Source organism: Streptomyces sp. NPDC104202, from assembly GCF_055584185.1.
Genome location: NZ_JBVJMN010000011.1, coordinates 43,995 through 68,005, shown reverse-complemented (window position 1 = coordinate 68,005; position 24,011 = coordinate 43,995). Strand labels below are relative to the sequence as shown.

General features: G+C 70.8%; 40 protein-coding genes. 8 read left to right on the top strand and 32 right to left on the bottom strand.

The window, feature by feature from the left end; translation table 11 throughout:
• Positions 1 to 141: 141 nt before the first annotated feature.
• The 11 genes from ACZ60W_RS10515 to ACZ60W_RS10465 form a co-directional block, all read right to left on the bottom strand.
• Positions 142 to 579 carry a P-loop nucleotide/nucleoside kinase family protein gene (locus ACZ60W_RS10515; RefSeq protein ID WP_469754952.1) on the bottom strand — a complete coding sequence of 146 codons (438 nt, stop codon included), beginning with the start codon at positions 577 to 579 and terminating at the stop codon, positions 142 to 144.
• Between the two features lie 105 nt (positions 580 to 684).
• Complete coding sequence (locus ACZ60W_RS10510; RefSeq protein WP_469754951.1) at positions 685 to 960, bottom strand: HNH endonuclease signature motif containing protein; 276 nt, start codon at positions 958 to 960, stop codon at positions 685 to 687.
• 14 nt (positions 961 to 974) lie between these two features.
• The gene (locus ACZ60W_RS10505; protein ID WP_469754950.1) at positions 975 to 1,289 is read right to left on the bottom strand and encodes a hypothetical protein; all 315 of its coding nucleotides are present in this window, start codon (positions 1,287 to 1,289) and stop codon (positions 975 to 977) included.
• A 142-nt stretch (positions 1,290 to 1,431) separates the two neighbouring features.
• Complete coding sequence (locus ACZ60W_RS10500) at positions 1,432 to 1,611, bottom strand: hypothetical protein (protein ID WP_469754949.1); 180 nt, start codon at positions 1,609 to 1,611, stop codon at positions 1,432 to 1,434.
• Between the two features lie 134 nt (positions 1,612 to 1,745).
• Positions 1,746 to 1,916 carry a hypothetical protein gene (locus tag ACZ60W_RS10495; protein ID WP_392301623.1) on the bottom strand — a complete coding sequence of 57 codons (171 nt, stop codon included), beginning with the start codon at positions 1,914 to 1,916 and terminating at the stop codon, positions 1,746 to 1,748.
• An 11-nt stretch (positions 1,917 to 1,927) separates the two neighbouring features.
• Complete coding sequence (locus ACZ60W_RS10490) at positions 1,928 to 2,059, bottom strand: hypothetical protein (protein ID WP_469754948.1); 132 nt, start codon at positions 2,057 to 2,059, stop codon at positions 1,928 to 1,930.
• A gap of 1 nt (position 2,060) precedes the next feature.
• On the bottom strand, positions 2,061 to 2,378 hold the full coding sequence (locus tag ACZ60W_RS10485; RefSeq protein WP_469754947.1) for a hypothetical protein: 318 nt from the start codon (positions 2,376 to 2,378) through the stop codon (positions 2,061 to 2,063).
• Positions 2,375 to 2,884: a hypothetical protein gene (locus tag ACZ60W_RS10480; protein WP_469754946.1), complete on the bottom strand. Its 510-nt coding sequence runs from the start codon at positions 2,882 to 2,884 to the stop codon at positions 2,375 to 2,377. Before ACZ60W_RS10480 ends, ACZ60W_RS10485 begins: the two co-directional genes overlap by 4 nt.
• Complete coding sequence (locus tag ACZ60W_RS10475) at positions 2,881 to 3,774, bottom strand: hypothetical protein (RefSeq protein WP_469754945.1); 894 nt, start codon at positions 3,772 to 3,774, stop codon at positions 2,881 to 2,883. Before ACZ60W_RS10475 ends, ACZ60W_RS10480 begins: the two co-directional genes overlap by 4 nt.
• Positions 3,771 to 3,926 carry a hypothetical protein gene (locus ACZ60W_RS10470; RefSeq protein ID WP_469754944.1) on the bottom strand — a complete coding sequence of 52 codons (156 nt, stop codon included), beginning with the start codon at positions 3,924 to 3,926 and terminating at the stop codon, positions 3,771 to 3,773. Before ACZ60W_RS10470 ends, ACZ60W_RS10475 begins: the two co-directional genes overlap by 4 nt.
• Positions 3,926 to 4,234: a hypothetical protein gene (locus tag ACZ60W_RS10465; protein ID WP_469754943.1), complete on the bottom strand. Its 309-nt coding sequence runs from the start codon at positions 4,232 to 4,234 to the stop codon at positions 3,926 to 3,928. Before ACZ60W_RS10465 ends, ACZ60W_RS10470 begins: the two co-directional genes overlap by 1 nt.
• A gap of 160 nt (positions 4,235 to 4,394) precedes the next feature.
• Between ACZ60W_RS10465 and ACZ60W_RS10460 the strand changes: the two genes are divergently transcribed.
• Positions 4,395 to 4,682, top strand: coding sequence for a helix-turn-helix domain-containing protein (locus tag ACZ60W_RS10460; RefSeq protein WP_469754942.1), 288 nt, complete (start codon positions 4,395 to 4,397; stop codon positions 4,680 to 4,682).
• A 94-nt stretch (positions 4,683 to 4,776) separates the two neighbouring features.
• Entirely contained in the window at positions 4,777 to 5,004 is a 228-nt protein-coding gene (locus ACZ60W_RS10455) for a hypothetical protein (RefSeq protein ID WP_469754941.1), read from the top strand.
• Here the strand turns inward: ACZ60W_RS10455 and ACZ60W_RS10450 are convergent, their stop codons facing one another.
• The 16 genes from ACZ60W_RS10450 to ACZ60W_RS10375 all read right to left on the bottom strand — a co-directional run bounded on the left by ACZ60W_RS10450 (position 5,005) and on the right by ACZ60W_RS10375 (position 14,482).
• On the bottom strand, positions 5,005 to 5,643 hold the full coding sequence (locus ACZ60W_RS10450) for a hypothetical protein (protein WP_469754940.1): 639 nt from the start codon (positions 5,641 to 5,643) through the stop codon (positions 5,005 to 5,007). It abuts the gene before it with no gap.
• Between the two features lie 21 nt (positions 5,644 to 5,664).
• Complete coding sequence (locus tag ACZ60W_RS10445) at positions 5,665 to 6,936, bottom strand: DNA cytosine methyltransferase (RefSeq protein WP_469754939.1); 1,272 nt, start codon at positions 6,934 to 6,936, stop codon at positions 5,665 to 5,667.
• Positions 6,933 to 7,253, bottom strand: coding sequence for a DUF6011 domain-containing protein (locus tag ACZ60W_RS10440; RefSeq protein WP_469754938.1), 321 nt, complete (start codon positions 7,251 to 7,253; stop codon positions 6,933 to 6,935). The genes ACZ60W_RS10445 and ACZ60W_RS10440 overlap by 4 nt, the downstream gene beginning before the upstream one ends.
• Positions 7,250 to 7,852 carry a hypothetical protein gene (locus ACZ60W_RS10435; RefSeq protein ID WP_469754937.1) on the bottom strand — a complete coding sequence of 201 codons (603 nt, stop codon included), beginning with the start codon at positions 7,850 to 7,852 and terminating at the stop codon, positions 7,250 to 7,252. Before ACZ60W_RS10435 ends, ACZ60W_RS10440 begins: the two co-directional genes overlap by 4 nt.
• Positions 7,849 to 8,505 (bottom strand): zinc finger domain-containing protein, encoded by a 657-nt coding sequence (locus tag ACZ60W_RS10430; protein WP_469754936.1) that lies wholly within the window; start codon positions 8,503 to 8,505, stop codon positions 7,849 to 7,851. The genes ACZ60W_RS10435 and ACZ60W_RS10430 overlap by 4 nt, the downstream gene beginning before the upstream one ends.
• Positions 8,505 to 9,473 (bottom strand): hypothetical protein, encoded by a 969-nt coding sequence (locus tag ACZ60W_RS10425; RefSeq protein WP_469754935.1) that lies wholly within the window; start codon positions 9,471 to 9,473, stop codon positions 8,505 to 8,507. Before ACZ60W_RS10425 ends, ACZ60W_RS10430 begins: the two co-directional genes overlap by 1 nt.
• A 33-nt stretch (positions 9,474 to 9,506) precedes the next feature.
• Entirely contained in the window at positions 9,507 to 9,806 is a 300-nt protein-coding gene (locus ACZ60W_RS10420) for a WhiB family transcriptional regulator (RefSeq protein ID WP_469754934.1), read from the bottom strand.
• The gene (locus ACZ60W_RS10415; RefSeq protein WP_392301642.1) at positions 9,803 to 10,009 is read right to left on the bottom strand and encodes a hypothetical protein; all 207 of its coding nucleotides are present in this window, start codon (positions 10,007 to 10,009) and stop codon (positions 9,803 to 9,805) included. Before ACZ60W_RS10415 ends, ACZ60W_RS10420 begins: the two co-directional genes overlap by 4 nt.
• Positions 10,006 to 10,638 (bottom strand): hypothetical protein, encoded by a 633-nt coding sequence (locus tag ACZ60W_RS10410; RefSeq protein WP_469754933.1) that lies wholly within the window; start codon positions 10,636 to 10,638, stop codon positions 10,006 to 10,008. The genes ACZ60W_RS10415 and ACZ60W_RS10410 overlap by 4 nt, the downstream gene beginning before the upstream one ends.
• The gene (locus ACZ60W_RS10405) at positions 10,635 to 11,516 is read right to left on the bottom strand and encodes a PD-(D/E)XK nuclease-like domain-containing protein (RefSeq protein WP_469754932.1); all 882 of its coding nucleotides are present in this window, start codon (positions 11,514 to 11,516) and stop codon (positions 10,635 to 10,637) included. Before ACZ60W_RS10405 ends, ACZ60W_RS10410 begins: the two co-directional genes overlap by 4 nt.
• Positions 11,516 to 11,734, bottom strand: a complete 219-nt coding sequence (locus ACZ60W_RS10400) for a hypothetical protein (protein ID WP_469754931.1) — start codon at positions 11,732 to 11,734, stop codon at positions 11,516 to 11,518. Before ACZ60W_RS10400 ends, ACZ60W_RS10405 begins: the two co-directional genes overlap by 1 nt.
• Positions 11,731 to 13,095, bottom strand: a complete 1,365-nt coding sequence (locus ACZ60W_RS10395; RefSeq protein WP_469754930.1) for a hypothetical protein — start codon at positions 13,093 to 13,095, stop codon at positions 11,731 to 11,733. The genes ACZ60W_RS10400 and ACZ60W_RS10395 overlap by 4 nt, the downstream gene beginning before the upstream one ends.
• A gap of 109 nt (positions 13,096 to 13,204) precedes the next feature.
• Positions 13,205 to 13,555, bottom strand: a complete 351-nt coding sequence (locus ACZ60W_RS10390) for a hypothetical protein (protein ID WP_469754929.1) — start codon at positions 13,553 to 13,555, stop codon at positions 13,205 to 13,207.
• On the bottom strand, positions 13,552 to 13,920 hold the full coding sequence (locus tag ACZ60W_RS10385; protein WP_469754928.1) for a hypothetical protein: 369 nt from the start codon (positions 13,918 to 13,920) through the stop codon (positions 13,552 to 13,554). The genes ACZ60W_RS10390 and ACZ60W_RS10385 overlap by 4 nt, the downstream gene beginning before the upstream one ends.
• A 78-nt stretch (positions 13,921 to 13,998) precedes the next feature.
• A complete protein-coding gene (locus ACZ60W_RS10380; RefSeq protein WP_392301650.1) occupies positions 13,999 to 14,226 on the bottom strand; it encodes a hypothetical protein in 228 nt (75 codons plus the stop codon).
• Between the two features lie 4 nt (positions 14,227 to 14,230).
• A complete protein-coding gene (locus ACZ60W_RS10375; protein ID WP_392301651.1) occupies positions 14,231 to 14,482 on the bottom strand; it encodes a helix-turn-helix domain-containing protein in 252 nt (83 codons plus the stop codon).
• Between the two features lie 174 nt (positions 14,483 to 14,656).
• On the opposite strand from ACZ60W_RS10375, the gene ACZ60W_RS10370 reads away from it, so the two are divergent.
• The 3 genes from ACZ60W_RS10370 to ACZ60W_RS10360 all read left to right on the top strand — a co-directional run bounded on the left by ACZ60W_RS10370 (position 14,657) and on the right by ACZ60W_RS10360 (position 16,870).
• Entirely contained in the window at positions 14,657 to 15,100 is a 444-nt protein-coding gene (locus ACZ60W_RS10370; protein ID WP_392301652.1) for a hypothetical protein, read from the top strand.
• A 133-nt stretch (positions 15,101 to 15,233) separates the two neighbouring features.
• Positions 15,234 to 15,434 carry a hypothetical protein gene (locus tag ACZ60W_RS10365; RefSeq protein WP_392301653.1) on the top strand — a complete coding sequence of 67 codons (201 nt, stop codon included), beginning with the start codon at positions 15,234 to 15,236 and terminating at the stop codon, positions 15,432 to 15,434.
• Positions 15,435 to 15,505: 71 nt separating this feature from the next.
• Complete coding sequence (locus ACZ60W_RS10360; protein ID WP_469754927.1) at positions 15,506 to 16,870, top strand: tyrosine-type recombinase/integrase; 1,365 nt, start codon at positions 15,506 to 15,508, stop codon at positions 16,868 to 16,870.
• A 134-nt stretch (positions 16,871 to 17,004) separates the two neighbouring features.
• Here the strand turns inward: ACZ60W_RS10360 and sodN are convergent, their stop codons facing one another.
• Complete coding sequence (gene sodN / locus ACZ60W_RS10355) at positions 17,005 to 17,400, bottom strand: superoxide dismutase, Ni (protein WP_360786109.1); 396 nt, start codon at positions 17,398 to 17,400, stop codon at positions 17,005 to 17,007.
• 162 nt (positions 17,401 to 17,562) lie between these two features.
• Between sodN and sodX the strand changes: the two genes are divergently transcribed.
• Entirely contained in the window at positions 17,563 to 17,997 is a 435-nt protein-coding gene (gene sodX / locus ACZ60W_RS10350; protein ID WP_469754926.1) for a nickel-type superoxide dismutase maturation protease, read from the top strand.
• Here sodX and ACZ60W_RS10345 read toward each other — a convergent pair.
• Positions 17,901 to 18,530, bottom strand: coding sequence for a CGNR zinc finger domain-containing protein (locus ACZ60W_RS10345; RefSeq protein WP_469754925.1), 630 nt, complete (start codon positions 18,528 to 18,530; stop codon positions 17,901 to 17,903). The genes sodX and ACZ60W_RS10345 overlap by 97 nt on opposite strands.
• A 108-nt stretch (positions 18,531 to 18,638) precedes the next feature.
• Here ACZ60W_RS10345 and ACZ60W_RS10340 point away from each other — a divergent pair, with 108 nt between their 5' ends.
• A complete protein-coding gene (locus tag ACZ60W_RS10340; RefSeq protein ID WP_469754924.1) occupies positions 18,639 to 19,388 on the top strand; it encodes a class I SAM-dependent methyltransferase in 750 nt (249 codons plus the stop codon).
• 58 nt (positions 19,389 to 19,446) lie between these two features.
• Here ACZ60W_RS10340 and ACZ60W_RS10335 read toward each other — a convergent pair whose 3' ends face one another.
• From ACZ60W_RS10335 to ACZ60W_RS10325, 3 genes are read right to left on the bottom strand one after another with little or no spacing between them, the layout of a single operon-like run.
• Complete coding sequence (locus ACZ60W_RS10335) at positions 19,447 to 20,208, bottom strand: amino acid ABC transporter ATP-binding protein (RefSeq protein WP_469754923.1); 762 nt, start codon at positions 20,206 to 20,208, stop codon at positions 19,447 to 19,449.
• Positions 20,205 to 21,161, bottom strand: coding sequence for an amino acid ABC transporter permease (locus tag ACZ60W_RS10330; protein ID WP_469754922.1), 957 nt, complete (start codon positions 21,159 to 21,161; stop codon positions 20,205 to 20,207). The genes ACZ60W_RS10335 and ACZ60W_RS10330 overlap by 4 nt, the downstream gene beginning before the upstream one ends.
• A 29-nt stretch (positions 21,162 to 21,190) precedes the next feature.
• On the bottom strand, positions 21,191 to 22,168 hold the full coding sequence (locus tag ACZ60W_RS10325; RefSeq protein ID WP_469754921.1) for an ABC transporter substrate-binding protein: 978 nt from the start codon (positions 22,166 to 22,168) through the stop codon (positions 21,191 to 21,193).
• Between the two features lie 536 nt (positions 22,169 to 22,704).
• Between ACZ60W_RS10325 and ACZ60W_RS10320 the strand changes: the two genes are divergently transcribed.
• Positions 22,705 to 23,916 carry an NAD(P)-dependent malic enzyme gene (locus ACZ60W_RS10320; RefSeq protein ID WP_469754920.1) on the top strand — a complete coding sequence of 404 codons (1,212 nt, stop codon included), beginning with the start codon at positions 22,705 to 22,707 and terminating at the stop codon, positions 23,914 to 23,916.
• The last annotated feature ends 95 nt before the right edge of the window (positions 23,917 to 24,011 follow it).

Below are 24,011 nucleotides of genomic sequence, written 5' to 3'. Positions count from 1 at the left end.
TGGGTCGCCCGCCCTCTTGCTGGAGTTTCGACCCACCTCCCCGGGTCGAGCCCGGTTGGCGCCGGCGGCTTGGGGCTGTGTGGCCCTGGTTGCGGTGGCGTGTGCCGGGCTGTTGGGGGTGTGGGGTTGGGTGAGGGTGGGCTACCAGTCGCGGGATGCCTGGGGCATTGCCGGTCGGGGGAGTCGGGCCTTCTGGCGGTACCACTTGGTGGCGACGGCCTGCATGGCTGGCGAGCGCATGGCTTCGATGCGTTGCATGACGATCGCTTCGCCTGGATCTACGGCTACGACCTTGGCGTCGAGGCGCTTGTACCGCGCGAGCGCTTTGCGGTCGGGAAGCGTGTGAATGAGGTAGACGTCGAGCTGGTCGAGGTGTCGACAGGCCTCATCGATGGCTGCGTATCGGGCGCGCTGGGCGACCTTCTGGTGCAGCGGGTCGTGGTTCCAGTGGGGTGCGCCGGGTCCGGTGAGGGCGACGGTGATGAGGTCGAGGTCAATGACGATGTCACGCGCTGTGGCGTGAGCTTGGATCCATGAGCTCTTGCCTGCGGCCGGCGGGCCGGTGACGACGTACAGCACTGGGTTACCGCCCGTACCAGCCGAGGGCCTGAAGGCCGAGGGTGGCCAGGTAGACGAGGGCGCCACCTGTGAGCCAGACGAGCACGGTCAAAGCGCGGGGCATCGTCACCACCTCCGTGAGGCCCGCATCGGCGCTGTGGTGGCCGTCCTGTTACCCCTGGCCGAGTTGCACCGGCGGTGCATGCTGCGGGCGTTGGCGGGGTCGAGGAGGCTGCCACCCTTCGACAGGGGGACGATGTGGTCGAGGGTGAACGACCAGCCGCTGCGGGGGTCCAGCGCCGGGTTGATGTAGCCGCCGCAGCGCGCGCAGGGCAGCCCGAGGGCCTTCTGTGCGGCGACGAGGCGGCGGTAGGGGCGCCCGCTGCGGGGGTTGCTGGGCACGGGCGCCTCCTCGTCTACGGAGTGCTGGTGGGGATGATCTCGTCCTTGTGCTTGGTGAGGACTTCGCCGACGGCCTTCGCGTACTCGGCGGCGGTGAGGTGGGCGCACTCGGGGTCCTTGGAGGCGTCCTGTGGTGTGCCCTGGCTGAAGTCGTAGTCGAGGAGGGCTACGCAGTCCTGGTAGGTGTACACCTTCGCGGACGGCTTGCTGGTCGAGGCTTCGGCGCCGCCCTTGTCGGTGGGTGTGGCGGGCGGGTTGTCGGCGGTGCCGCATGCGGTGAGGGCGAGGAGGAGGTTGGCGGCGAGGGCCGCGGTGGTGAGTCTGCGCATCGGGTCAGCGTGCCGGATCGCGTGTGGGCTGGGGACGTGGGTGACCGTCTCGTGACATGACGAAGGCCCGCTCGGTGGCGGGCCTGTCGGTGTCCGGGCATGCCGGATGTGGGGTCAGTGTTACACCCCGTTGGGGTGCGGATCAAGCGGCCTTGGCCGCGACGCGCTGCTGCAGCTCGTGGAGGTCGACGAGCGCGCGGCCGGCGCGGTCGTGGCCGTGGTGGGTGAGGTGGCCTCGGCGGAGCCACTGGCGCAGGGTTCCGGGGCGGGTTCCGGTGGCTGCCGCAGCTGCGTGGGTGTCGACGACGAGGGGTGTGTTCATGGGTACATGATGCGCCCCGCCGTACCGGGCGCTGTCCTGGTAGGGCGGGGCGGGGTCCGAGTCGCGGGCAGCCAGCCGCAGCGAATGGGGACTGACTGCCACGGTACGGGCGGCCACTGACAGTTGGAGCTATGTCAGCGTCCGAGGATGGGGCGGTTGGACTCCAGGTAGTACAGGGCCCGCTTCATGTCGTCGTCGGTCAGGTCGTGCAGGGCGAGGCCGGCCTTCATCTTCTCCGGGTTGTTCCCGGCGGCGAGGGTGATGACGGCGACGAGCTGGGCGAGCTGCTGGTCGGTGAGGTCCACGGCGGGCTCTCCTACTTTTTCGGGGTGCCGGGGGTGGGCTTCGGGTCGGGCTTGACCCAGCCGCCGCGGGAGGAGCTGTAGACGGTCTCGTGGCCCTTGAGGCGGGGGTCGTCGGGGGCGGGCTTGGGTTGACGCAGGGCCATGTCAGGCCTCCTTCTGGGCGTGCCACACGACGCGAGAGCGGTGGGGGTTCGTTTCGTCGGCCATCACTGTGAACTGGGGTTTCTTGTCGTCAGCCCCTTCTGAGGGCGGTGGGGGAGCGGGGTTAGCTGCATGGGGCACGCGTCGCACGAACCACCACACAGCGCCCACCGTCGCGCCGACCGTGGCCAGGACTCCGGCCTCCGATGAGACGGCGAACACGGCCGCCAGGGGGATTCCGCCGAGGAAGAGGAGCGCGCATCCGCCGGCCGTCCGGGAGGAGCGCTCCGGCTCCTCCTCGGGCGTTTCGTGGGCGGTCATGCGATGGCCCCGTAGACGGTGGCGCCGATGCTGTTGGCGGCCTGCGCGAGGGGGACCGCGGCGAATCCGGCGATGCCCGCGCTGGTGCCGAGGCAGATGCCGCACCAGGCGCCGGCCTTGAGGTCCTGGCCGCGGGCGGACTTCTTGATGGCAGCAACCAGGGCGACGGTCATGAGGAGGACGATCGCGCCGCCGGTCTGGGTGAGGGGCAGGTAGCTGGTGCCGCGGGAGGAGACGCCCGCAGTGCCGCCGACGCCCCAGACGAGCGCGGCGTCGCCGAGCCAGTTCGAGATCCACAGGGTGGTGTCGGCGGCCCAGCCGATGAGTCCGCCGACGGTGAGGATGGCGAGGGCGCCGTAGCACCATGCGGCGAGGAACGGGAGGAGGCGGCCGGCGTGCTGGAGGGGTGCGTCCTGGAGGGCCTTGAGGCCGGGCCACCATTGGATGAGGTGGCGGATGAGGAGGGCGAGTCCGATGGTGACGCCGCCGAGGGTTGCCCAGATCATCGGTAGCCTCCGCGGGCGTCGAGCTGCTTGCGAACACGGCGAACCGTGGCAGCAACGGACTGTTCGTTGGCGTCGGGGCGGAGGGCCAGGACGGCCCGGATGGCGAGCGCGTTGTCAGCAGTGTTCGCGACTTGTTCGCGGGCTAGTTCGGTGATGCTCCACTGCTCGCGATCGCTGTTCGGGCTGGTCGGAGCCCATCCCATGATCTTGTTGACGGTGGTGCGCTGGTCGGTGTTCGTGGGCTGTTCGGTGGTGCTCGCGTGCGTGATCGGGGTCTGCTCGGGCGTGATCGGGGCGATCGCGATCCGGCTGTTCCGCTCGATTGCTGCTCGCTTCTCTAGGCGCTCCATGCCGATCCGGAAGTCCTCGTCGTCGCGGACGAGCGTCACCCGAGCCTCCGCCTTGATGCGGGCGATCGTGGCCTCGGCCTCACGGTCGAACTGGTCGAGCTGGGCGGCGTGCATCCGGGCCTTGTACTCGCTGTCGCGGATGACGTCGTTGATCTCTGCCTCCTGCTCGGCCGTGAGGGCGGCCGGGTCTTGCATGGCGAGGAGGGCGAACTGGGCGACGGTCTTGCCGACGAGGACGACGAACGGTCCGGCGATGGCCTGGCCGAGGTCGTGGGCGAGGACGCCGTGGAGGACGAGGAGGGCGCCGACCATGAGGGCGATGACCCATCCGGCGGCGGTGGCGTACCGGCCGCCAAGCCGCTTGTGCTCGGCCCACATGACGGTGATCCAGCCGATGTCGCCAGCGAGGGCGACGGAGAGGCCGAACCAGCCGCTGTTGATGAGATCGGTGATGGCGTAGCCGGACCAGACGAGGGAGAGGCCGGCGAGGGCGTAGGCGCCGTAGAGGATGGGGGGCGCGCTGGGGAGGCGGGGCTTCATCGGGTGCCCTGCTTGTCGATGGTGGCGCGGATGGGGGCGGCCTGCTCGTAGTCGCGGGCGCAGGCGGCGTGGGTGGCGGGTTCGGCGAGGATCTGGCTGGGCCGCGGAGTGCGGTCGGGCTCGGGTGCCGGCCCGTAGGTGGGGGTGTCCATCAGCTCTGCGCCCCCTGGGCGGCGGGGCGGATGATGAGGGCGTACTCGCCGCGGCTGAGGTCGCGGTCGACGGCGGGCATGCGCTTCAGGAGCATGGCGCAGCAGGCTCCGCCGATACCGGTGTCGCCGTAGGTGTCGAGGGCGTACCGCATGGCGAGGACCTGGCGGGCGTTGGGGGTCATCTCGTCGCCGGGGCGCAGGGTGGTGAGGCGGTCGGCGATCCAGCGGATTCCGTGCCGAATGGTGTCGTCGGCTCGGGTCTGTCGCAGGGCTTCGTCCTGGATGGGCAGGTGGGTACGCTCGGTCATGGCCTTCTCCTGGTGTCGTCAGGGGTGGGCTGGGCCCCGGCCGAATGGAGCTGCGAACTCCGGCCGGGGCCGTTGTGCGTTGTAGCTGGGCTACTTCCATGGAGCGTATGGGACCCATACACTCTTGGCAAGTAGCCCACCCGGATGGAGAGGTGCGGCTGTGAACGAAGAGGAGGTGCGGCTGGTGTCGGAAGCCCTGGACGCCGTGGAGCGCATCGAGGATCGGGAGGAGCGCGTCCGGGCGATGAGCCAGACCATGGCCGCGCAGGTGGAGCGCAACAAGACGTGGCAGAAGGAACGCCGGGCACTGGTCCTGGAGCTACGCGAGGCCGAAGTCTCGGTCCGCCAGATCGCCGCGCGGGTCGGGACCTCACCCAGCACCGTCCAGGACATCCTGCGCGGGTACAGCGGGTCCGGGACGCACCGACCACGCAAGGCCGCCGAGTAGCGCGAGGCCCCCGTCCGGATCTGTCCGGCGGGGGCTTTCGCCTGTCCGGACCAGTCCGGATGCTGTCCAGGCCGTCCGGATCCAGGGTGGGCCCATGGATGAGGAGCAGGCGCAGCCGCACGTGGTGGTGAATCCGCCGGACGACGAGGGCGGGCGGACGGTCCGGATCGACGGCGAGATCTCGGGGCGCGCGTTCTCGCTGACGGACCTGGTGGAGTTTCTCCGGCGCGCGGGCTGGCTGGACGCGGAGGCGTGGCCGCCAATCGAGTGGCGCGGCGGCGGCCCCGAGGTGTGGACCCTGGAGCCGCCGGCGTCGCCGTGATCAGGCGGCCTGTGCCGTGTCGTGGTGAATGAGGTCGCGGAGCGCGGTCCACGTCGCGGGCGGGTAGGTGGTGGTGCACCACTGGCAGGTGACAAGCTGGCCGCCGGGGGCGAGGCGGAGGATGGCGCCGCAGAGGGTGCCGTCGGCGTGCTCGGCAGGGCACGGACCGAGGCGCAGACCGCGGGGGCGCTCGCGGGCGCCGGTGATGCTGGCGATGTCGCCGTCGAGGTCCCGCATTTCGCGGGCAAGGTCGCCGGCCTCGGGCCAGCAGCTGCTGATCCAGTCGATGGAGTGGAGCAGTGCGGTGGAGGCGAGTGCGACGCGGTTGGGGATGCCGACGGTGGGGGAGGGCGGGGCCCAGCGGCGGGCGGTGTGGAGGGCAGCGCGCCAGTCCTCGAGGATGCCGACGATGCCGCCGGGTCCGCGGAGGTTGAGGACGGGTTCGGAGACGGGCAGGGGGGCTTCGGCGCGGCCCGTACGGCCGCCGCCGGGCTCGCGGGCTGCCGACGGGGCGAGGAAGGCGCCGAGGGCGGTGTAGAGGCGCGGCATGCGCTGGAGCCGGTCGGCGAGGGCTCGGGTGCAGCCGGGGCAGAGGTAGGCGTGCTCAACGGGGGTCTCGCACATGCCGCAGGTGTTCACGATGGCGCTCCTGGTGGTGGGTCAGGCGAGGACGGCGAGGACGCGCTCGCCGAGCCAGCGGGCGGCGTTCACCGATACGGCGTTGCCGACGCCGAGGATCTGGTCCTCTTGGGTGGTGTCCGGCAGGACGTAGTCGCCGGGGAATCGCTGCGCGGAGGCGAGCTCGCGCGGGGTGAGCATGCGGAGGGTGCAGTCCTCGACGGTCGGCGCTGGCCGGACGAGGGAGTGGTGGGGCTTGCACGCGACGGTGGTGAGCGGCTCGGCCGTCGTGCGGACGGCGCCCTTGCGGCCGTTCGGGACGATCAGGGCGTGGTGCTTGCCCTGCGCGGAGACGGCCGGCACTGCGTCGGTGACAGCGACTGGCATCGTGTTCCTGCGGAGAACGGCGACGTGCGGGGCGTCGCCGAACTTCGCCAGGCCAGCCGCGACCCGGGCCCGGGTGGACTCGGCGTACGGGGTGAACGCTTTGCGGTCCGGGCGGCCGTCGCCGATCCGGGTGCCGGGCCGGTCCCAGTCGATGACCTCGGAGATCGGTCGGACGGTCGGGTCGAGGATGAGGTGGCCGCACGCCCGGTTCGGGCAGCGGTAGTCGTACTGGATGCCCCACTTCCCGATCTTCCGGCGGCGGTCGTTGCGCCAGACCTGCCGCGCCCGGACCGGCCCGCAGCCGGGGCACACGGCCTCCGGCCGGACCTCCAGGTCGGGCAGCGGGATGCCGGCCCGGGTGAACACGATGTAGAGCCGGTCCCGGTGCTGCGGTGCGAGGAGGTTGTCGCCGCCGCCGAGGTGCGCCGACGAGGCGCACACGATCTGGACGTTGTAGCCGAGGATCTCCATCCCCTTCAGCCACCAGTCGAACAGCGCCCAGTCGGTGGCGAACTCGATGACGTTCTCGCAGAGGATGGCGTCGTACCGGTGGACCTCGGTGGCGGCGAGGATGTCGAGTGCGGTCGCCCGGGTCCGCTCGAATGCGGGCGAGGCGCTGCCGTCGAGGACGAGCTGTCCGCGGTTGCGGCGGCGCCCGCCGGCGGGGCTGATCTCGGTGCAGATCGGCGAGCCCCACAGGATTCGGGTGCGCGGGAGACTGCGCTTGTCGTAGGCGTTGATGTCCTCGACGAGGTGGATCGTGTCCGGGTGGTTGGCCTGGTGGGCGGCGACTTGGACGCGGTCGTGGTTCATGCAGAGGGTGATCCGGCATCCGGCTTCCTTGAGGCCCTCGGATGCGCCGCCGAGTCCGGAGAACAGGTCCGTGACGGTGGGGGCGTCGTCGTGGCGGAACGGACGGCGCATCATGCGGTGCCTCCTGCGGGGGTGATGGTCCAGCCGGACGAGGCGAGGTAGAGGGCGGCGCGTTCGGCGCGGGCGTGGCCGGTCTCGCCGAGGCGGTCGGCGTCGTCGAGGGCGGCCTCGACGACGGCGACGGCGGCAGCAGGAATGCCGGGGCCGAGGGGGATGGTGGTCTGGCCGGGGCAGTGCTCGACGGGCGGCCGGTCAGCGGCCGGTGCCGCGCCGGGCGCGCGGACCTTGCGGGCGCAGACGGGCCCGACGCCGGCGGCGGCGTAGCGGCGGGAGCGGAGACGGCGGCCGCAGACGCGGCAGGCGACGCTCACTGGGCTCCCTTCGGGGCGGTCATCGGGCGGCCGCAGGAGCAGCGCACGGCGGTGCCGTCGAGGTGGGGCTGCCGCCAGCGGTGGAACGGGCAGGGCGCGACGAGTCCGACGCCGGGGTCGTGCTGGACGATCGCGTAGCGGGAGTCGTACGGCCCGCCCATGGCGCGGAGCGGGTGGGTGTCGCCGCAGGCGAGGCATTGGCCGGTCGTGCCGCCGGAGAGCAGCCGGTAGAGGCCAGTGCGGGAGCCGGGGCAGTGCCGGGGCGGGGTGAGGCCCTGGGGGCTGAAGACGAGCGGCCGGCCGTCGGGGGTCTGCTGTTCCTGTCCGGCGCCGATGGCGCGGCCCTCGCAGGTGGCGCAGACGAGGTCGCCGGCGGGCGGCTCCTCGGCGGTGAGGATGCCGCCAGGACGATGGCTGCCGACATGCTGCCCGCACCACACGGTGTACGAGATGCGGGCCTCGGGGAACTGGACGCCGGTGCGGGGCCGGTGCCACCGGCTCATGGCGAGCGTACGGACGAAGCGGGGGCCAACGGCGAGCGGCTCGACGTCGAGGGCGACGATGCTGTGCGTCGCGGGCGGGAGCAGGAGGACGGTCATGCAGCGGCTCCGGTGCGGTGTGCGGCCTCGACGCGGGCCGGGTGGTAGTCGCGGCGGTCACGGCCGTTGGTCTGGCAGCGCTGGCCCTGGCGGGCGCGGCAGGCCTCCCACGGGCAGGTGACGCTGCGGGGGTCGGAGAGTCCGGAGCGGATGAGGCGCTCGCGCTCGACGGCGTCGGGCCGGAGTTCGGCGAGGGTCTCCTTCACCGACGCGGGCATGTAGGTGCCCATGCGGTCGAGGCGGGCTTGGACGTCGGCGGCGGCCGGGCCCGCTGTGATGGCCCGGAGTTCGTTCGGGGGCTGGGTGCCGACGGCGACGGCGTGGCGTTCGGCGGCGAGCGCGGCCCGGTAGCCGGCCTCGTCGTCCGGGTGGAGCTCGGGGTGGGCCGTCGGCTCAAACGTGCCGATGTGGCGGCCGAGGCGGTCGGCGACGGCGGCGGTCCAGCGGGTGGCGATGTCGGCGGGCATGATCGGCCACGTGCTTCGGGTGTAGTGCTCGTGGGCGTAGCGGACGGCGGCGTCGTACGGGACGTCGGCGAGGATGCCTGCCCACATGAGGACCTGGGCGCGGCGTTCGATCTTGTCTTCGCGGCGGACGCGGTGGTCGGCGAGGGCGATCTCGGCGATGAGCTGGGGGATCTGCTCGGGTTCCATCAGGCACCTCCTGCAATGCGCTTGGCGTGGATTTCGGCGGCGATGTCCTGCATGTCGGCGAGGTACTCCTCGGCGGCGGACGGCGGCCCGGTGACGGGGCGGGGTCCGGTGTAGGTGGTGGGGGGCTGGAGGCTGGTCCAGCCGGGGAGGAAGTAGCGCGCGGAGAACGGCGGGGTCTTGGCCGCCCGCCAGACGCGCTCGGCGTGCTCGACGAGGAGGGCGACGCCGACGAGGCGGATGGCGTCGCGGAGGGAGATCCACTCCTCGCCGCTGAACTTCCAGGCGACGGTCATGCCGCGGGCGTTCATGGCCTGGATGAGGGGTTCGGCTTCTCCTCTTCCGGAGGCGGGAACCACGGACTTCGTGGCGCCTTCGTGCACGGCGGGGAGTTGTTGAGGTACTCCCGTAGGGAGTACCTGGGACGGGGACGGGGACGGGGTGCCGTTACTAACGCCGTTACGGATGTCGTTGACCTGCGGCGATGGTTGATTTGCCGGGTGGTCTCGACGCGCGTTCGTGTCGTCTTCGTGTCGCGTTCGTGCGTCCGTCGTGTCATCCGGGCCCGATTCCGACCCGGGCGTAACGCCGTTACTCGGGGCGTTACTGCCCTCGTTACGGGCGGCGTCGCGCTCGGCCTTCTTCCGGTCTCGGAACGCCTGCTGTCGGGCGGCGTTCGCCTGACGGTCGGCCTGCACCCGGGCCCGGTCGGGGTTGTACACGAGGTAGTCGTGAATAACCCATCCGACCTCGGCCTGGTCCCACAGGCCGGCGGTCTCCAGCTCGGCGGCGGCCGCCTTGTGCCCACGGATCCTGGCGACGAGCGGCAGCTCCTGCGGGAGGATCCGGCCCTCGGTGAGGTTCTCGGAGGACCAGCAGAGGGCGGAGGTGTACAGCCGGAAGGCCCGGTCGGACAGCAGCGCGACCTTGCGGTGCGACGGGAAGCGGTCGTCGAGACGGACCCACGGCATGTGCGGCTTCTTCCTGGAGGGTTGCGGGGTGGTTCAGGTGGCGGTCTTGGCCGTGCGGGCGTGGAGCTTCTGGCGGCCGGTGGGGGTTGTGCCGCCGCGGATGCCGTGGCGGTCACCGGTGTTCCGCCCGCCCTCTTCGGCGAGGGCTTCGGCAAGGCACCGTTCCCGGACCGGACACTTGGCACAGACGGCGAGCGCTTTGCGGCGGCCGGCGTGGGTCTTGAGGAAGAACAGCTCGGGGTCCTCGTCGCGGCACTGGCCGAAGATCCGCCAGTTGGTGCCCGCGCCCGGGAGGGGAATCGGCATCCCGGGCGCGGGGGTCGGTGCGGTCACGGGCCGACGTCGTACGACTGGTTGGCGGCGGTGACCTCGTCGAGGCGTTCGGCGAGCTGCACTGCGTGGGCCGCCGCGCGCTGCCGGTGGCCTCGTTCCCGCGCGGCCTCGGCGCGGGCCTGCTCCAGCTGGTGGCGGAGGCCGGCGGTGGCGACGTCGACGGCGGCCTGTGCACTGCGGCGGGTGATGAGCGGGAACTTCACGACGCCACCGCCTCGTCCTGACCGGTGATCTCGGCGAGGGTGACGCGCTCGACGGTGGTCGTCGGGGCGTCGTCGTGGAGTTCCTCGGCCGCGTACGGCATGGCGTGCAGGACGTCGGAGGCGATCAGGCGGCAGATCTCGCCGGTCGCGCGGGCGACGAGCATGGTCTGCGGCTGCTTCTTCCACTCCGGCTTCCCGGTGAGGCCGAGCTGAGCGGCCCGTTCGATCGTCCAGGTGACCTCCTGCCACTGGTCGCTGCCCTTCCGGCGGCCACGCATGTGGCAATGCTCGGAGCTGGAGTCGAGGAGCTCGACCTCGTGGCCGTGGGACTGGACGAGTCCCCGCATGGCGTGAGCGCGGAGGGCGGGCGTGCCGCCGATGACGTCCATCGAGCGGAGCGTGGCCATCGGCGGGAGGCCGAGTTCCTGCCCGGCGAGGATCGCGGCCGTGATGTCCTCCGGCTTCCCGCGGAGGGACGCGGGGACGAACGAGGTGCGGGCGAGGGACTCGGCGACGAGCGCGGCCTGACGGGCCTCGTTGGCCCAGAGCAGCAGCGCGGACGTCGTCGGGGCCGCGGGGTCCGGGACGGCCGGCGGGGTGGTGGTGTCGGGGACGGCGAGCTCGGTCACAGGTACTCCTCGGTGTCGCGGGCTTCGGCCCACGGGGGAAGGGACAGGGGGACGACGTCGTCGGCGTACGGCGGCCAGACGCCGGTGGCCGTGCACTCGGCGAAGACCTCCAGCGCGCGGCGGTTCTTTGCGGCGGCGATCTGCATGGCGACGGCCGTGGGCTGGAACACGGTGACGACGTAGGGCGGGGCCTTCTCCTGGCAGACGAAGACCATGACGGCGTCGTCGTCGGCGAGGTCGAGCGCGCGGGCGCCGGCCTCGTACCAGTCGGCCTGCTGGTGGTAGCCCCAGGTGGCCATCGCCTTCCCCAGGTCGACCGGGTCGGCGCTGACGCACGTCTTGTAGTCGGGGATGATCAGCCGTCCGGGACGGCGATCCGGAAGCCAGTCGAACCGGACCCGGCGCGTCACGCCCGTGGGCTCGTCGAGCCAGAACCCGGACACCTCAGGGCGGCCGGAGCCGTCGGCGAACAGCGCGGCCGCGGCGGGCTCGCGGCGGATCGCGGCCGCCATCTCCTGGACCTGGTCGAACTCGTGCTGCTTGAGGGGGACAGCACCGGCGTCGCGGGCGGCGGCGGCCTCGGCCTTCGCGGCCTTGGTGTCCCAGCGCGGCGCATCGATGACGACGAGCTCGGGCCCGTCACCGAGCACCAGGCGGTGCGCGGCGTGTCCGAGGTCGAACGTCTTCTTCGGCGGCTGCGGGTGGTCCTGCTCGTGCCGGAAGATCGCGGGGCAGGAGTCGAGGATCTTCCGGGCGCCGCTGGATGAGAGGGACCAGCGGTCGCCGTGGTACGCCTCGGCTGTGAGGTCCGGGTACAGGCCGGGGGCGATGGGCTCGGCGGCCGGGGCCGGGGCCCCGGCGCGCGAGGTGGTGCTCATCAGGTGGTGGCTCCGGTCGGGGTGTAGGTGCGGCGGCCGCCGGTGTCGGTGGCGGCGAGGTGGCCGGCGCGGGTCAGCGACCGGAGCGACCGGCGGGCCGAGTTGCGGTGGTGGGAGTAGGGGGAGGCGGCGAGGATCTCCTCGGCGCGGTGGGTGGTGACGGGGCCGGGCTCGTCCTGGATCGCGGCCAGGAGGTAGCCGGTGCGGGTGTTGGTCATCGGGCCCCCTTCGGGGTGTAGTAGCGGACGCCCGGCTCGTCGTGGACGACGAGGAGCCCCTCCTCGTGGAGGGCGGCGAGGTCGTTGCGGGCGGTGCGGGAGACTGGCGATTGGTAGCCGTGCTCGGCGTAGAGGCGGAGGACGCGGGACGACTTCCAGCGGCCGCCCTGGGCGGTGATCTGCTGGCGGAGGAACTCGCGGCGCGCGGCCTGCCCGGACACGTCGCCGGGGTCGGCGAGGCAGAGCGCGAGGCGGGTCCGCTCGAGCGGGTCGAGGAACAGCGCGGCCGGCCGTCCGGTGTCCGTGTTGGTGCAACAGACGATGGTGTTCGGGTCGTTGCCGTCCGGCGGCAGGACGGTCCGGTCCCAGCGCAGCGTGCTCGGCGTGGTGGTGGCCGGGGCAGCGGCGTTGTCGATGGCGGCTCGGACGGTGGTGACCCACTCGGGCACGGGGAGCGGCTGCTCCCAGCGGGTGGCCTGCTTCTCGGCGGCGTCGCACAGGTCGTGCACGGCGTCGAGGCAGCTGCTGAGGTAGGCCATCTCCTCGGCGATCGTCGGCTCGGCGCCGACGTACTTCTTCAGCTCGGTCTCCAGCTTGGCGACCTGGGTCCGCAGCTGGGCGCGGCTGCGCCGGGCGGACTCCCACGCGGTCCGGAGCCGCGGCGGGGGCTTGGCCGCGCGGTCGTACAGGGCGATGCCAGCCACGATCGCGTGGCAGCACCACAGGAACGCCGGGTCGTAGTCGCGGAGGTCCCACTCCCACGTGTCCTGGCCGAAGGTCCAACCCTTGAACTCGAAGTCGTCGATGAGCTCGCGGGCCTCGGCCTCGTGGTGCATGCTCCGGTTGAGGACCTCGGCGCGCAGGGCCTTGCCGAGCCCGGGCGGGGTGTCGCTCCAACGGACGGCCTCGACGAACTCCTCGGCGATGCGCTGGCGCGCCACGTCCTCGGAGTACTCCTGCACCGAGCGGCGGCCACCGCCGAGCTTCTCCGCCCAGTAGTGCGGGTTGATGCCCCCGCGCTCGCTGCGGAAGAACTCGAACATGTCGGTGAGCCGGGTGAACACGTAGCCGTCGCCGACGTCGCCCCGAACCGCCAGGGAGCCGGGCCAGGTGATGAGCTCGTACCAGTACTCCGAGTTCCGGGGGTTCCGGAGGAGGAGGTGGCGGTGGAGGCCGTCGTCGTGGAGGATCCGCAGCTCGTGGCCGGCGGTGTCCTTCCGGAACCGCTCGGCGACCTCGGCGGCGATGTCGTCGGACGTCCGGATCGGGCGGTGTGCGGGCTTCGGAGCGCGCCGAATCGGCTGCGGGCTGCCAATGAGCGCGGCGCCCTGCTCGACGGTCATGGGTTCGGCGGTCGTCACGAGGGCCTCCGGGTCTGGGCGGGGAGCAGCAGGGGGAGCGCGCGGCGGGTGTCGCGCTGCGAGGGGTGGCGGAGCGGCGCGCAGAGGCGGCAGGGGCGGGGGTCGTGGGTCATCCGAGCCGCCCCACGAGGAGCACGTGGGTGCTGCGGATCTCGTTGATCACGCGGTCCGTCTCGTCGCGGAGGCGGAGCAGCTCGTCGAGGGTCACCGCCACGTCGGCCGGGTCCATCTCGGCGGCGCACTCCACGGCCAGCACGCGGCGGTGGATCTCGTTCTCGTCCGTCGGGTCCGCCGCGACGACGGCCAGGTTGTCGAGGGTGGCGAGCACGTTCTCCCGCGACTCCTCGTCCGCCCAGTCGGCGACGAGGGACAGGAGCGTGGTCTGCCGCAGGATCGCGGCCGACAGTCGGCCCACCAGGGCACCCGGCGCGAGGCGTACGGCGATCGGGGCCATCGTCATCGGTCGCCACCCGTCTGCGTGCGCGGGGCGAGGGCCTCGAGCGCGTGGTCCAGCGGGTCGACGAGGTGCCGCTGCTCGGCCAACTCGCCGGCCGTCGCCGCGCGCTGGCCGGCGAGGAGCGCGCGCAGCTGCTGCACCTGCGGGGTGACGTCCTCGGTCTGCGGGGCGAGCGGCTGGGACAGCGGCTTGATGCCGTGCTCTGCCAGCTCGGCGAGCGTCGCCATGACGTGCTCGGGGCAGGGGGTCACGCCCTCGATGGCGTACAAGCCTCGGCCGGAGCGGGTCACGCCGGAGCGCTGCCACACGGTGCCGTCGTTCGTGGTGACGACCAACGGGTCCTGCGTCTGGGGGATATGGTTCTGCATCACGGTTCCTCTTCTCTGTGCAGTGAGGTGCCGAGGGGCTTCCTGGACCTGGCCGTCCGGGCGGCCCCGTTTCGTTGGTCAGGCGGCGCGGCGGCGGCGCTTCGCCTGCGCCGGGATGCGGTGCATGGCCGCGATCTCCGCCCGGTCCTGCGGGCTGAACATCAGCCGGCGGCCCATGCGGTGGGCGGGGAAGCCCATGTGGTTCACGCCGTCGCGGAGACGGCGGGCACCGATGCCGAGACGGCGGGCCGTCTCCATGACGTCGGTGAAGTCCTCGATGGTGGGTACGGCGGTCAGCGTCGCCATGGGGTCACCTCGGTGGGTGTCGGTCCTCGCTCACGGCAAGGAGCTGAGTGGTGTCGGGCGGCAGGCCGAGCGCTTCGCGGAGGGCCTCGTACTTCGGCGGGCGCATGTTGCGGCGTACGCCTGTTTCCAGCCGCGAGAGATAGCTGGGGGTGATGCCTGTGCGACGGGCGAGGTCGGCGATCGGGACACCGCGTGACATGCGGATCTTCCTGATGGCCGCCCCGTCCACCTCGAAAGTGGGTCGGGGTGCCTGCATGAAGAGAACCTAACAGGAGTTGCTAGCAGCTTCTAGCAGTACCAGGCAGTAACTAGCAGGAGTTGCGAGGAGCCTGCCATTCCGTCTTAAGGAATCCTCAAGGGACTGTCATGGACTCGTAGAGGCTGAAAGCTGTTCCTGGCGGTACCTAGGAGTTCCTGGGACCATGAGGGCATGACCACCCCCAGCCACGCCGACAGGCTGAGACTCGCCAAGCTCGTGATCCATCGCCGCCGAGAACTCGGCTGGCACAAGGTGGACGCAGCCAAGGCGGCCGGCCTCACGCACACGACGTACATGCGCGTCGAGACCGCGCAGGCAGTTCGTGACGTCACCTACTCCGCCGTCGAGAAGGCCTTCACCTGGGCGCCCGGCGCATGCCACGCCATCCTCGATGGGCTGGAAGAGGCGCCGTTGGCTGGCGACATCTCCGGCGGCGCCCGGTTCGCGCCGGCCGTCAACATCGACGAGGCGGCCAGGAAGAGTGTCCGGGATGTCGTCATCGCGGTGACCCCGGATATGCCGGCCGGGAAGATGGCCGAGCTGGAGAAGGGCATCGTGGAGATGCTCCGTCAACGCGGCGTGATTCCGCCTGAGGGTGAAGATTCAACCCCCTAGCTGTACAACCTTCCTGCTGTAACGACATCGTTACGGAGCGTTCGATTCTGTCTTCTGACATATGCCTTTCGGTCGAACGTTCAACGTGTGATGCTCGCAACCACTGGGGTTCCACCGCACCGAAGGGAGGCCCATGCACGAGTTCATCGCGTACGACCCTGTGCCGGGGTTCATCGGCATGGCTGGCAAGGTCGGCGAGAAGATCGTGTGCGTAGCGACGTCCAAAGTCCGTACCGACCCGGTCATCAGGCGGCAGGCGCGGGAGTTGATCAGTCGTCAAGGAGGTGACTGCGACGCGTGCGAGCAGAGTTGCCCGCTCCGCCGTGCCGCGTAAGCAGTCCATGAGTAGGTGATCGGCAGTCAGGGGTGCCTGTCGGCCACCGTCCGCACCGGGAGGGCGGCACTGTGGCGTACGCAGAGAAGCGCGGCAAGACCTGGCGGGTCCGGTACCAACTGCCAGATGGCAAGTACGACTCGGCGAGTGGCTTCGAGACGAAGCAAGACGCTCTCGACCACGGCCGGGCGCAGGAGACCGACGTCCAGCGGAAGGTCTTCGTCAACCCCAAGGACGGCCGCCAGACCCTCGGGTCATGGGCGGACGAATGGATCAAGGTGATGGACGTCGCTGAGACCAGCGACCGCACCTACCACAGCCGACTCAACGCGGTGATCCTCCCCAAGTGGAAAGACACCCCCCTCGGAGACATCACGGCCACCGCCTACAAGGCCTGGCGCAACAAGCTCTCCGACGAGTTCAGCAAGAACTACGTGGACGGCATCGAGGGCATGCTGCGCATGCTGCTCGACGACGCCGTCGAAGAGCGCCTCATCCCCTTCAACCCCATGCCCGCCAAGTCGAAGCGCCGCCGCGGCCGGCACGCGCCCGTGGACACCGAGGACACGTACGTCTGGCCCACTCCCAAGCAGGCCCTGCTCATCGCCGAGAACGCGCGCGCCCTCCGCGGCGACCAGTGGTACGTGATGATCCTGACCATGGCCTACACCGGCATGCGCATGGGAGAAGTCGCTGGCCTGCGCAGGGATCAGCTCCGCCTGCTCGGCCTGGAGTACGGCCGGCACCTCCGGGTGCAGTGGCAGGGGCAGTGGCTGTCGGCCCACGCCAAGCATGAGGTGGTGAAGGGCGAGACCTGCGAGTCGATTTCCGAGCTGCGGCTCGCGGACCCAGCCCGCGCGGGCGAGATCGCCGAGCTGAACGAGATCGACGTGGATGCCCGCCTTCGGGTCAAGCGGAAGCTGCTCCTGCCGAAGGGGTTCACGCTGGTCCCGCCGAAGTACAGCTCGTACCGGACCCTGATCCTGCCGCCGTTCCTCGCTGACCTCCTGGCCGAGCAGCTGGCCACGAACGCTCACGGCACGCTGGTCTTCCCGTCGCAGCGCGGGCGCCCTCTCCGGGTGGACGATCAGTTCTACGGCCGGTTCTGGCACCCGCTGCTGAACGGGCAGGACGAGGAGCCGAAGCGCCGCGGGCGCCCCGCCCAGAAGGCGCTGCCGGCCGTAGCCGGGGTCGAGGACATGGTTCCGCACGGCACCCGGCACGGGCACAAGGTCTGGCTCGACGGCCAGGGCCACCCGCGGGTGGCGGTCGAGGAGCGGATGGGCCACAAGCTGAAGGGCGTGGAGGGCACGTACTCGCACACGTCCGGAGAGATGGAGCTCGCCATCGCGAAGGGGCTACAGAAGCTGTGGGAGGCGTCGCAGGGCGCCGAGGAATCGGTCGGCGAGGACTGGGCGCACCGCCGGTCTGGGTGACCCTCGCCCACCTCGTCTCCCATCCCTCTCCCATTTGATCTTGGAAATGGCAACGGCCCGCCCAGGGGTGACCGGGCGGGCCGTTCCATTTGCCCTCTGACCTGCTATCGAGCAGAGGGCGGGAGGGGCCTGGATCAGGCCTTCTTCGTCTCCCAGAAGATGCGGTCGATCTCGGCGATGAGTTCCAGCGCCTTCTCGCCCGTCTTGGGGTCGGTGGACGCCTTGGCGGCCGAGAGGGCCTTGAGGGTGTCGTTGACCAGCTGGTTGAGCTCGGGGTACTTCTCGAAGTGCGGGGCCTTGAAGTAGTCGCTCCAGAGCACCGAGACGTGGTGCTTGGCGAGCTCCGCGCGCTGCTCCTTGATGACCGTGGCGCGGGCGCGGAAGTGCGCGTCCTCGTTCGCCAGGTACTTCTCCTGGACAGCCTTGACCGACTCGGCCTCGATGCGGGCCTGGGCGGGGTCGTACACGCCGCAGGGGAGGTCGCAGTGGGCGCTGACCGTCACCTTGGGGGCAAACAGGCGGGAGAGCATTGAGCCGTCCTTCCTCGTGATCGTCTTCTCAGGTGGGACATTACTCGGTGAGAAGGGCGTTTTCGCGGGCGCCCCCTGGGGCTTAGGTCAAAAGTCCAGGGTCACCATGGGACTCGTGTACGAGTGGACGAGCGGGCGCGCGGGCGGACCGGGAGGTGCCGGATGAGGGAATCGGGGCGGGAGCAGGTGGCGGAGGCGGCGGCGCCGTTCGGGATCGCCGAGGTGACGGGGGTGTCGATGGTGCCGACGCTGCTCCACGGCGACCGGCTGCTCGTGCACTACGGCGGGCGGCTGCGCCCCGGGTGCGTGGCGGTGCTGCGCCATCCGCTCCAGCAGGATCTGCTCATCGTGAAGCGGCTGATCGAGCGACGCGACGGCGGCTGGTGGGTGCTGGGGGACAACCCGGCCGCCGAGGGGGACAGCAGGGTCTTCGGGGCCGTACCGCCCGAACTGGTCCTCGGGCGGGTGCGGGCCCGGTACCGGCCGGTGACGCCGGGGCGTCAGCGGTCGGCCGCGGTGACGCTCTCCTGGCTCGTGTCGGCCGTCAGGCCGGTGTGGTCGGACCGTTCGGCCTCCAGGCGCTTGCGGGCGCGGTAGGCGGCGACGTTGGCGCGGGTGGCGCAGCGGTCGGAGCAGTAGCGGCGGGAGCGGTTGGTGGAGGTGTCGAGGTAGGCGTTGCGGCAGGGCGGTGCCTGGCAGAGGCCGAGCCGGTCGGCGCCGAACTCGGTGAGGTGGAAGGCGAGGCCCATGGCCGCGATCGCCGCGTACCCGGCGGTGGGGTTCGAGGGGTGGTCGGCGAGGTGCATGTGCCAGCGGGGGCGGCCCTCGTCGTCGAGGATGTCGTGGCCGGAGATCTGGGGGCTGACGGGGAACTCCAGGAGCAGGGAGTTCAGCAGGTCGACGGCGCCCGTGTGGTCGTCCTCGTCGGCCGCGGCGAAGACCGCGCGGAGCCGGGCGCGCACCGACCGGAAGCGGGCGACGTCCGGGTCGGTGACCCGCCGGGCCATCTGGGTGGCGGGGCCGAAGAGCTCCCGGATCACCTCGACGGAGGTCAGGGTGTCCTTGTTGCGAGCCGGCTCCTCGGTGTTGACCAGACGCACGGCATAGTCCGAGTAATAGGCCAGTTCCACTTGTAGTCCTTACTCCGGCGGGCTAGGGTCTCGGTCGTGAGGGGTAACGGCTGGGTAACGGCTGTGTCCCCTTCGAGGGTATTACGAAGGGGAAGGGACGGTACGGCGATGACCGGAACCGACTGGGCGGCCTGGCAGCAGAGCTGGGACCGTCAGCAGGAGTGGTACATGCCGGACCGCGAGGAGCGGTTCCGCGTGATGCTCGACATGGTCGAAGCGGTCGTGGGACCGAAGCCCCGCGTGCTCGACCTCGCCTGCGGTACGGGAAGTATCACGGATCGGCTCCTCCGGAGGTTCCCCGATTCGACCAGCACTGGAGTGGATCTCGACCCGGCGCTCCTGGCCATCGCCGAAGGGCACTTCGCCGGCGACCCCCGCGTCACCCTGGTGGAGGCCGACCTCAAGGACCCGGAGTGGACCGCGAGGCTGCCGCACGGCACGTACGACGCCGTCCTGACCGCCACCGCCCTCCACTGGCTCCACAGCGAGCCCCTGACGGCCCTCTACGGGCAGCTCGCCGGTCTCGTCCGGGACGGCGGGGTCTTCATGAACGCCGACCACATGATCGACACCGCCACCCCGCGGATCAACGCCGCCGAGCGGGCCCACCGCCACGCCGCCATGGACCGGGCCAAGGCCGCCGGGGCGCTGGACTGGGCCGAGTGGTGGGCGCTGGCCGCCGAGGATCCGGAGCTGGCCGGCCCCACCGCCCGCCGCTTCGAGATCTACGGCGAGCACGCCGACGGCGACATGCCCTCCCCGCGCTGGCACGCCGAGACTCTGCGCGCCGCCGGCTTCGCCGAGGCGCGGCCGGTCTGGGCCTCGCCCTCCGACACCCTGCTCCTCGCGGTCAGGTAGCCCGCCCGGACACGCGGAAGGGGCGGTACGGGAGACCCGTACCGCCCCTTCGCGCCGCTCACAGCACCTTGGAGAGGAACGCCTTCGTCCGGTCCTGCTGCGGGTTGCCCAGCACGTCACGCGGGTGGCCCGACTCGACCACCACGCCGCCGTCCATGAAGACCAGCGAGTCGCCGACCTCGCGGGCGAAGCCCATCTCGTGCGTGACGACGACCATCGTCATGCCCGACTCGGCCAGGTCCCGCATGACGTCGAGGACGTCGCCCACGAGCTCCGGGTCGAGCGCCGAGGTGGGCTCGTCGAAGAGCATCAGCTTCGGCTCCATCGCCAGCGCGCGGGCGATGGCGACGCGCTGCTGCTGGCCGCCGGAGAGCTGCGAGGGGTAGTTCCCCGCCTTGTCGCCCAGGCCGACGCGGTCGAGCAGGCGCTCGGCCCGCTCGCGCGCCACCGCCTTCGTCTCGCCCTTCACCTGGATGGGCGCCTCCATGACGTTGGCCAGGGCCGTCATGTGCGGGAAGAGGTTGAAGCGCTGGAAGACCATGCCGATGTCGCGGCGCTGGGCGGCGATCTCGGCGTCCTTCAGCTCGTAGAGCTTGTCGCCCTTCTGGCGGTAGCCCACCAGCTGGCCGTCGACGTACAGGCGGCCGGCGTTGATCTGCTCCAGGTGGTTGATGCACCGGAGGAAGGTGGACTTGCCGGAACCGGACGGGCCGATCAGGCAGAACACCTCGCCGTTCTGCACCTCCAGGTCGATGCCCTTGAGGATGTGCGCGGCGCCGTACGACTTGTGGACGCCCTCGGCCTTCACCATGGCGGTCATCGGGTCACCGCCTCACGGTTCGAGAATCGGGCGAGGTTCGCCTTGACCTTCTGCCACGGGGTGGGCGGCAGGGAGCGCAGCGACCCGCGGGCGTAGTGCCGCTCCAGGTAGAACTGCCCGACGCTGAAGACCGAGGTCAGGATCAGGTACCAGATCGAGGCGACGAAGAACATCTCCATGACCGCGAACGAGGTCGAGGCGATGTCCTGCGCGGCCCGCAGGAGGTCGGGATACTGCACCGCCACGACCAGCGACGAGGTCTTCAGCATGTTGATGAACTCGTTGCCCGTCGGCGGGATGATCACCCGCATCGACTGGGGGAGCACCACGCGGCGCATCGTCTTCGCCTGGCTCATGCCCAGCGCGTGCGACGCCTCCGTCTGGCCCTCGTCGACCGACTGGATGCCGGCCCGGACGATCTCCGCCATGTACGCGCCCTCGTTGAGGCCGAGACCCAGCAGGGCGGCCAGGAAGGGGGTCATGACATCGGTCATCTCGTCCTTGTAGAACCCGATGTTGAAGATCGGGAAGATCAGGGCGAGGTTGAACCAGATCAGCAGCTGCACGTAGACCGGGGTGCCGCGGAAGATCCAGATGTAGAGCCAGGCGACGGTGCTCGTCACCGGGTTCTTGGACAGGCGCATCACGGCGAAGACCACGCCGAGCACCAGTCCGAGCGCCATCGAGGCGACGCTGATCAGGACCGTGTTGCCGAGGCCCTCGAGGATGCTGGGGTCGAACAGCTTCTCGGGGACGGTCGCCCAGCGGACATCGCCCTGGGAGAACGCCACGCCGAGCAGCACCAGCAGTGCCACCACGACGACACCGGCGACCCAGCGACCGTAGTGGCGGACCGGAATGGCCTTGATGGCCTCCGGCGGGATCGTCGCCGGGGCGGAGGCCGCCCCGGCGGGAACCTTGTCGACCTTGTCTTTGTCGAACTTGTCAGTCACAGCGACTGCCCTTCAGTGGTGCCGGGAAGTCAGGAGCCGCCGTTGATCTTGGCCGCGGGGATCGCGCCGTCGCCCGCGTTCCACTTGTCGAGGGCGGCCTTGTAGGAGCCGTCCTTGATGGCGGCGTCCAGGGCTTCCTTCAGTGCATCACGGAGCTGCGTGTTCTTCTTGTCGACGGCGATGCCGAAGAGGCCGGCGTCGGTCTTGTTGGCGATCGCCTCGAAGTCGTTGCCGCCGCCCGCGGTCTGCGCGATGTACGCGGCGACCGGGGAGTCGTTCAGGTCGGCGACGGCGCCGCCCGCCTTCACACGGGTCTGGGCCTCGGCGTCGGTCGGGAAGGACTCGAAGGTGAGGGCCGGCTTGCCGTCCTTCTTGCACTTCTCGGCCTGGTCCTTGGCGGCCTGCTCGTACGTGGTGCCGCGCTGGACCGCGAGCTTCTTGCCGCACAGGTCGTCGAGCGACTTGATGTTCTCGGGGTTGCCCTTCTTCACCAGGATGCCGGTGGAGGCGGTGAAGTAGTCGACGAAGTCGACACCGGTGCCGGTCTTCTGGCCCTTGTCGTCCAGGCCCTCCTGGCGGGCCTTGGTGTCGGTCATCGACGACATGACGATGTCGGTGCGGCCGGTCGGCAGGGCCGTGAGCAGCGTGTCGAAGGTGCCGCTCTCGAACTGGAACTTCACGCCGAGCTGCTTGGAGAGCGCCGCGGCGATGTCGGGGTCGACACCGACGATCGTCGAGCCCTGCTTGAACTCCATCGGGGCGTAGGTGGCGTCCGTGCCGACCTTGATGACGCCGGCCTTCTGGATGTCCGCGGGGAGCTTGGCGAAGAGGGGGGCCGTGGAGGCCGCGCCGGACGTCGTGCCGCCCTCGGGCGTCGAGCCGCCCTCGGTCTGGTCGCCACAGGCGGTCAGCAGCATCGAGCCGGCGACCGCGATGGCGGCGACCGCGGCAAGACGGGAGGTGCGGGTCTTGGCGACGGTCGTACAGCGCGTGGAGCGTGCGGTCATGGTCGGGTTCCTCCGGCGTTGAGGGAGTTGCCAGTAGGTCACGTACGCGTCTTCGAGCGCCGCGACCTCGTGTGATTACGGCATCTTGCCATTCGGACCGCCTCAAACCGACGGCCAGTGATGTCAAAATCGGGTAACGGGTGACCCCCGAATCGCGACAGGCCGGTACATCAAGGCCGGACCTTCTCCGGAATCCCTTCCCCCTCACCGAAGAATCTCCGGTTCATCTCGCCATTCGGACGAATGGAAGGCCGCCATTCGGGTGGGGTCTGCATCTATCCGGACATCGAGTGACGTGTCGTTCTCCGTCCGCGTCCGGATGCGCTCGGTATGAGTCGCGTCACCGAGCGGTTATGGACTCGTCTGCGGTGCCGTCCGTCCGGTAAGAAGGATCCTTACACCCCTCATCCGGGGCTCAGGGCGCGTTGTGCGGCGCGCCCGAGCGGCTGCCCGACAAGGCGGCCGCGGTGCCTCCCCACCCCTCCTCAACCAGGAGCGGCCACCCTCAAATGAAGAAGACTTAAGGGGTCAACCCAATGGCAGCGGAGATCGTCAATCCTCGCAACGACAGCGGTACCGAAGCGGCTCCCGAGGAGCCCTTCGACGCTGTCTTCGCCCTCCACCGGGGCGGCAAGATGGCCGTGCAGGCCACCGTGCCCGTCCGGGACAAGGACGACCTTTCCCTCGCGTACACGCCCGGCGTCGCCAAGGTGTGCACCGCGATCGCCGAGCAGCCCGATCTGGTCAACGACTACACCTGGAAGTCCAACGTCGTCGCGGTCGTGACCGACGGGACGGCCGTGCTCGGGCTCGGCGACATCGGCCCGGAGGCATCCCTCCCGGTCATGGAGGGGAAGGCCATCCTCTTCAAGCAGTTCGGCGGCGTGGACGCGGTCCCGATCGCCCTGGCCACCACCGACACCGACGAGATCGTCGAGACCGTCGTCCGGCTCGCCCCGTCCTTCGGCGGCGTGAACCTGGAGGACATCTCGGCCCCGCGGTGCTTCGAGATCGAGCGCCGGCTCCAGGAGCGCCTCGACATCCCCGTCTTCCACGACGACCAGCACGGCACCGCCATCGTCACCCTCGCGGCCCTGCGCAACGCGGCGAAGCTGACCGGCCGGACCCTCGGCGAGCTGCGCGGCGTCATCTCCGGAGCGGGCGCGGCCGGCGTGGCCATCGCCAAGTTCCTGCTGGAGGCCGGCCTCGGCGACGTGGCCGTCGCCGACCGCAAGGGCATCGTCAGCCGGGACCGCGACGACCTCACGGACGTCAAGCGTGAGATCGCCGAGCTCACCAACAAGGCGGGCCTGAGCGGCTCCCTGGAGACCGCCCTGGAGGGCGCCGACGTCTTCATCGGCGTCTCCGGCGGCACGGTCCCCGAGGCGGCCGTCGCCTCCATGGCCCCGAACGCCTTCGTGTTCGCCATGGCCAACCCGAACCCCGAGGTCCACCCCGACGTCGCGCACAAGTACGCGGCCGTCGTGGCGACCGGCCGTTCGGACTACCCGAACCAGATCAACAACGTCCTGGCGTTCCCCGGCATCTTCGCGGGCGCGCTCCAGGTCCGGGCCTCCCGGATCACCGAGGGCATGAAGATCGCCGCGGCGAACGCCATCGCGGACGTCGTCGGCGACCAGCTCGCCGCCGACTGCGTGATCCCGTCGCCGTTCGACGAGCGGGTCGCCCCCGCCGTCGCGACCGCCGTCGCCGCCGCCGCCCGCGCCGAGGGCGTCGCGCGCCGCTGACGCGGTGCCGGGGGCTGTCCGGCAGGCGTGCCGCTCCGCACGCCGGCCGGTACGCCCCGGCCACGGGAAGGGCCTCGTTCCGCACCGCGGGACGG